Genomic DNA, 6,333 nt, shown 5'->3' on the forward strand with positions numbered 1-6,333 from the left:
TCTGCTTAAGAAAATCCACTTTACGGTGGGTTTTTTTTCTAAAAATTATGAAAATAGCTATATTTATAAAGATAATGATTATTATGTAATGATAGGAAATTTTAATAATAGTACTGATGCTAATAATACTATGATAAGTAAAAATATTAATGGAGAAGTAGTACATATAGATAATAGTATTGGAATATATGATAATAATCATTTATTAGCAGTATATAAAAATAGTATTACAATAAAATCAAACGATTATATATCACTATTAAATAAAAAGTATAGAAATTTAATTAATATTATTTGTAAAAATAATAGTTTATCGGTAATAAATACATTAGATATTGAGGAATATTTATATGGAGTTGTACCATCTGAAATGCCATCATCTTGGCATAAAGAAGCCTTAAAAGCACAAGCTGTTACTGCTAGAAACTATGCTTATGCCAATTTAGGTACACATAAAAAAGATGGATATGATGTTTGTGATACTGTCCATTGTCAAGTATACAATGGTGTAAACAATGAAAAACAATCTACAACAGATGCTATAAATGAAACAAAAGGTGTGTTTGCATATTATAATAATGAATTAATAAATGCAGTATATTCATCATCTAGTGGTGGATATACAGATGATGCAGAAAATGTTTGGAATAACAGCGTACCATATTTAAAAGCAGTTAAAGATGAATACGAAGAAGGTGCTAAACAATGGACAAGAACATTTACATTTGATGAACTGTCATCTATGGCATCTATAGGTACGGTCAACGAGATTATTTTGGAAAATTCATCTGTTACAGGTAGAGTAAACAAATTAACACTTATAGGCACAAATGGTGAGAAGGTGTTAGAAAAAGAAGAAGTAAGAACTTTTTTTTCTAAGCACATTGGTGGTAGTTTAGATAGCAAAAATTTTAAAATGCTAAAAGCTAATAATTATATTTCTGCAAATAGTAAACAAGATAATATAGAAAAAGATAATACTATATATGCTATTTCATCTAAAGGTAGTAGTGCTATAAATAGGGATGTTTTTGTAATAGATAAAAACACTACTTCATCAGAAATAGATAATATGTATGTTATTAACAAAAACCAAAATATATCAAATTTATTACCAAAAAATAAAGATGATTATAACACAAATAGTAATATAAATTATGTATCTAAGCTAACAAGAAAAGACTCAAACTCGGTTACATTTGTTGGCAAAGGCTGGGGACACGGTGTTGGTATGAGCCAGTATGGAGCTAATAGCTTAGCAAAAAAAGGATATAAATATGATGAAATATTAAAATATTACTATACAGGGATAGAAGTTAAATAAGGAGAAAAATATGAAATTAAAAGATTTTTACTTTGATTTACCAGAAAGACTTATAGCTCAAACGCCTTTGCAAGATAGGACAAGCTCTAAACTAATGGTTGTTAATAAGGATACAGGAGAAATAAAACACGAGCCTACTTTTAAATCTATATTAAGTTATTTAAAAAAAGGAGATTGCCTAGTTTTAAATGATACAAAAGTTATCCCAGCTAGGTTGTTTGGCAAAAGAAAACATACAGGTGCTAACATAGAAATATTATTGCTAGAAAGAAAAGAACATAATAAATGGGAAGCTCTTGTAAACCCTGGTAAAAAAGCTAAAATAGGAGATATTATAGTATTTGGAGATGGTATACTAGAAGGTACTATTGAAAATATTGTAGATGACGGAAATAGGATTATAAGTTTTAAATACAATGGTATATTTGAAGAAGTTTTAGATAAATTAGGACAAATGCCTTTACCACCTTATATAAAGGAACGTCTTGAAGACAAAAATAGATACCAAACAGTATATGCTAAAAATGATGGTTCTGCTGCTGCACCAACAGCAGGGTTACACTTTACAAATGAGCTTTTAGAAGAAGTTAGGTCTAAAGATATAAAAATAGCAAAGCTTACATTGCACGTAGGGTTAGGCACTTTTAGACCTGTAAAAGTAGATAACATACTAGAACATAAAATGCACTCAGAATATTATAGTTTAGATGAACAAAATGCTAAAATTATTAATGATGCTAAAAAAAATGGTGGAAGAATAATAACCGTAGGAACTACTAGCACAAGAACTTTAGAATCTATTGCAGATGAAAATGGCTTAGTAAAAGCTGATAGTGGATACACAAATATTTTTATATACCCATCTTATAAATTTAAAATAGTAGATAACCTTATAACAAACTTTCATTTACCAGAGTCTAGCTTAATAATGCTTGTTAGTGCATTTTCTACTAGAGATAATATAATTAATGCTTACAATCAAGCTGTTTTAAATGAATATAGATTTTTTAGTTTTGGAGATGCAATGTTTTTAACAAAGTGGTGATAATATGGACTTATTTGAATATCAAAGCCAAAAAATATTAAAAAAAGAAGCACCTTTAGCAAATAGATTAAGACCTAAAGCTTTAGAAGAATTTATTGGGCAAGAGCATATAGTTGGAAAAGATACTTTGCTTTATAGGGCTATAAAATCAGACAAAATATCATCTTTAATATTATACGGACCTTCGGGAACAGGGAAAACAACTCTTGCAAAAATTATAGCAAATACTACAAAAAGTGTGTTTTTACAAATAAATGCTACCACATCTGGTACTAAAGATATTAAAGAAGTGGTTGATAAAGCTAAAACAACTTTAGCATTAAATGGTAAAAAAACTATATTGTTTGTAGATGAAATACACAGGTTCAATAAGAGCCAACAAGATACATTACTACCATATGTAGAAGATGGTACTATTATTTTAATAGGAGCTACAACAGAAAATCCATATTTTGAAGTAAATAGAGCATTAATATCTAGGAGCATTATTTTTAAGCTAGAGCCTTTATCTATCAATAATATTAAAAAAATTATAAAAAGAGCAATAGAAGATAAAGAAAATGGATTTGGTTATTTTAATATAAAAATAGACGAAGATGCCATAAATTTTATGTCTAATATATGTAATGGAGATGCTAGAATAGCTTTAAATGCAATAGAGCTAGCAGTTTTAACAACAGAAAAATCTAAAGATGATATAATCCATATAAATATAAAAATAGCAGAACAGTGTATACAAAAACGTGCTATGAACTATGATAAAAATGGAGATAATCATTACGACACTATATCAGCTTTTATAAAAAGTATGCGTGGGAGTGACCCAGATGCAGCAGTTTACTATCTTGCTAAAATGTTATTATCAGGAGAAGACCCTAAGTTTATAGCAAGAAGAATTGTTATATGTGCATCAGAAGATGTGGGAAATGCAGACCCTAGAGCATTACAAGTGGCAGTATCAGCATTTCAAGCAACAGAAATGATAGGTATGCCAGAATGCAGAATTATTTTATCACAAGCTGTTTGTTATGTTGCAAGTGCTCCTAAAAGTAATTCGTCATATATTGCTATAAATAAAGCTATGGAAGATGCAGAAAATGTTAAAATTAAACAAATACCACCATATCTTAAAGATGCTCATTATAATGGCTCTACTAATCTTGGAAATGGAATAGGGTATAAGTATGCTCATAATTATGAAAAAAATTATGTAAAACAGCAGTATTTGCCAGATGAAATAAAAGATAATATTTATTATATTCCATCAGATAATGGATACGAAAAAAATATAAAAAAATGGTTGGATTTTTTAAAAAACAATTATGATAATTAATATAATACTTAGTTTATTGACATAATTAAATATATATTATAAAATTAAATATATACTTTATGATAGGATGTGATATTATGAAACTATCTCAAAAAGCTAAAAATATTAATCCAGCTATTACACTAGCCTTAACATCTAAAGCGATAGATATGATAAAAAATGGTATAGATGTTATAAACTTTAGCTCTGGTGAACCAGATTTTGAAACACCCGATTATATAAAAAAAGCTGGTATAGATGCAATAGAAAAATTTTCTACATATAGTAATTCTGATGGATTAAAAGAACTTAGAGAATCAATAGCTAAAAAACTATATAATGAAAATAATATAAAATATAGTTATGACCAAATTATAGTTTGCCACGGTGCTAAGCAAGCTTTAAACAATGCTTTTTTTGCAATATTAGATGAAGGTGATGAGGTTATAATACCTGCTCCATATTGGGCAAGCTATCCAGAGATTGTAAAAAAGTGTGGGGGTAAGCCTGTTTTTATTTATACACAAAAAGAAGATTTATTTAAAGTAAATGTAGATATGTTAAAACAAGCTTTAACACCTAAGACAAAGGCTATTATAATAAATAGTCCAAATAATCCTACAGGTATGGTATATAAAGAAGAAGAGCTAAAACAAATTGCAGATTTTGTAATAGAAAACGACTTATTTGTTATATCTGATGAGCTGTATGAAAAATTAATTTATAGTAATAAAATTAAGCATACAAGTATAGCATCTTTAGGTAAGGAAATATATGATAGAACGATAGTTGTAAACGGTTTTTCAAAATGTTATGCTATGTCTGGTTGGAGGATAGCATATACAGCATCTAATAAAAAAATTACTACTATTATGTCAAATGTACAAAATCACACAACATCAAGTGTTAATGTTATAGCACAAAATGCAGCTTTAGTAGCTTTAACATCTAACAACCCTATTTTAGATGATATTTTATACGAATTTAAAAAAAGAAGAGATTATATAGCACAAAGAATATCAGATATACCTATGCTTAGTTCTTTAAGACCTAAAGGGGCATTTTATCAATTTATAGATGTATCTAAACTGTTTGGGTATACAATAGATGATATCACTATAAAAGATAGCGAAGACGTAGCAAAAATTCTTTTGGAAAAATACAAAGTTTGTGTTGTTCCTTGTAATATGTTTGGATATGATAAATATATTAGATTATCTTATACTACAAATATGCAAAATATAGTTGAAGGGATAAATAGAATAGAGCAGTTTGTAAAGCAAAATTTTTAAAATAAATAGGTTGTATAATGTATTTAGTGGCAGTGAAAAAAATCACTAAAGCTAAACATTATACAACTTTTTTTGTTTGTGCAATTTTTTAGGAGGGGAAATATGAATGAATTAAAAATAACACCTGAAATAGTGAAAAAAGAAAATAAAACAGAAGTTATACTTTATCTAGAAAATGATTATATGTGATGTCTTTATTGTAATAATAAAGAAATTGGTTTAAATGGTTATCAATAATGTGATTTATCTTTATTAGGGATTATAGAATTCTTAAATGTAGATATTTTAACATTGAAAAAGAAAAGATATATCTGCAGAAAATGTAAAGCTAACTTTTCTTTTCAAGCACAAGGAAGATTTAAAAGAAGAATTTTAGACGAAGAGTTTAAACCATTTTTAAGGATACTTTTAGATAAAGAGATAGTTAAATTTCAAGAAATTGAAAAAAAAATAAAAGATGATTTAAAACTTTCCGATGAATGGAAGTGTTTATATAAAAGTAAAGTGATTACACTTATTAATATAAAAACTGCAGAAATAAAAGAATTTACTATGATAAATAAAAAAAGAAATAGGAGATATAACAATTTAACTATTACAGAAAAATTTATAGATTATATTCCTTTAAATCGAAAAAAAATACCTATAGTTGACCAGAGATATATAAAAAAATATAGAAAAAATAAATTAAAAGGAGAATAAATATGTATTTGGGAATAAGAAGAAGATTAGATGATTTAGGTAGAATTGTTATACCTGTAGAAATGAGAAAAAGTTTAAACATAGAAAATAAAGATTTAATAGATATTAGGTGCGAAAATGGAGCAATTATATTAACACCTATATTAACTTTAGACTATAATAAAATCAAAAAGATTAAAGATTATATAAAAGATTTATTTGGAGAAACAAATTTATATATAACAGATAATAATAAAATATTATATAGTAATTTTGAAAATGAGATAGGTTCAAATTTAGAAGAAGTTATTCATAAAATACCTAAAGATGAACTTAGATATTTTGAAAATATATTAGTTGATAATACTGAAATTGGAAGTATATATTTATCTTCAAAATATAAAATACCAATGGAACAAATAAAATTATGTAAGCTACTTGCACATACTTTAAATTAAAATAATTGTGGTTAAGAAATATTATCAAATATAGGTGGAAATATGAATACGATTAGCTTGATTGGAAGATTAGTAAAAGAGCCTGTTATTTCCGAGATAAATGTACAGGGAAATATAAAGAAAATGGCTAAATATACATTAGCTGTTGAAAGAGAAAATAGCAAAGATATAGACTATATATGTTGTTCTGTTATTGATAAAGGTGCAGAATGGATAGAAAA

At 26.5% G+C, this 6,333-nt stretch carries 6 protein-coding genes; all 6 read left to right on the top strand.

The features are described 5' to 3' along the window. Positions 1-25 precede the first annotated feature (25 nt). The 6 genes from R5Z65_RS09165 (at position 26) to R5Z65_RS09190 (ending at position 6,112) form a co-directional block, all read left to right on the top strand. Positions 26-1,324 (top strand): SpoIID/LytB domain-containing protein, encoded by a 1,299-nt coding sequence (locus R5Z65_RS09165; protein ID WP_317368689.1) that lies wholly within the window; start codon positions 26-28, stop codon positions 1,322-1,324. Between the two features lie 10 nt (positions 1,325-1,334). Beyond that, positions 1,335-2,369 (top strand): tRNA preQ1(34) S-adenosylmethionine ribosyltransferase-isomerase QueA, encoded by a 1,035-nt coding sequence (gene queA, locus R5Z65_RS09170; RefSeq protein ID WP_317368690.1) that lies wholly within the window; start codon positions 1,335-1,337, stop codon positions 2,367-2,369. Positions 2,370-2,373: 4 nt separating this feature from the next. Continuing rightward, positions 2,374-3,702 (top strand): replication-associated recombination protein A, encoded by a 1,329-nt coding sequence (locus R5Z65_RS09175; protein WP_317368691.1) that lies wholly within the window; start codon positions 2,374-2,376, stop codon positions 3,700-3,702. 77 nt (positions 3,703-3,779) lie between these two features. After that, positions 3,780-4,973: a pyridoxal phosphate-dependent aminotransferase gene (locus R5Z65_RS09180; RefSeq protein ID WP_317368692.1), complete on the top strand. Its 1,194-nt coding sequence runs from the start codon at positions 3,780-3,782 to the stop codon at positions 4,971-4,973. Positions 4,974-5,264: 291 nt separating this feature from the next. Beyond that, complete coding sequence (locus tag R5Z65_RS09185; RefSeq protein WP_317368693.1) at positions 5,265-5,675, top strand: hypothetical protein; 411 nt, start codon at positions 5,265-5,267, stop codon at positions 5,673-5,675. Between the two features lie 2 nt (positions 5,676-5,677). Beyond that, entirely contained in the window at positions 5,678-6,112 is a 435-nt protein-coding gene (locus R5Z65_RS09190) for an AbrB/MazE/SpoVT family DNA-binding domain-containing protein (RefSeq protein WP_317368694.1), read from the top strand. The last annotated feature ends 221 nt before the right edge of the window (positions 6,113-6,333 follow it).

Origin of the sequence: uncultured Tyzzerella sp. (assembly GCF_963558545.1) — a bacterium.
Taxonomy (GTDB): domain Bacteria; phylum Bacillota; class Clostridia; order Lachnospirales; family CAG-274; genus Tyzzerella.

Coding starts and splice junctions, on each gene's coding strand:
- queA (WP_317368690.1), top strand. CDS start 1,335: ATGAAATTAAAAGATTTTTACTTTGATTTACCAGAAAGACTTATAGCT.
- R5Z65_RS09175 (WP_317368691.1), top strand. CDS start 2,374: ATGGACTTATTTGAATATCAAAGCCAAAAAATATTAAAAAAAGAAGCA.
- R5Z65_RS09180 (WP_317368692.1), top strand. CDS start 3,780: ATGAAACTATCTCAAAAAGCTAAAAATATTAATCCAGCTATTACACTA.
- R5Z65_RS09190 (WP_317368694.1), top strand. CDS start 5,678: ATGTATTTGGGAATAAGAAGAAGATTAGATGATTTAGGTAGAATTGTT.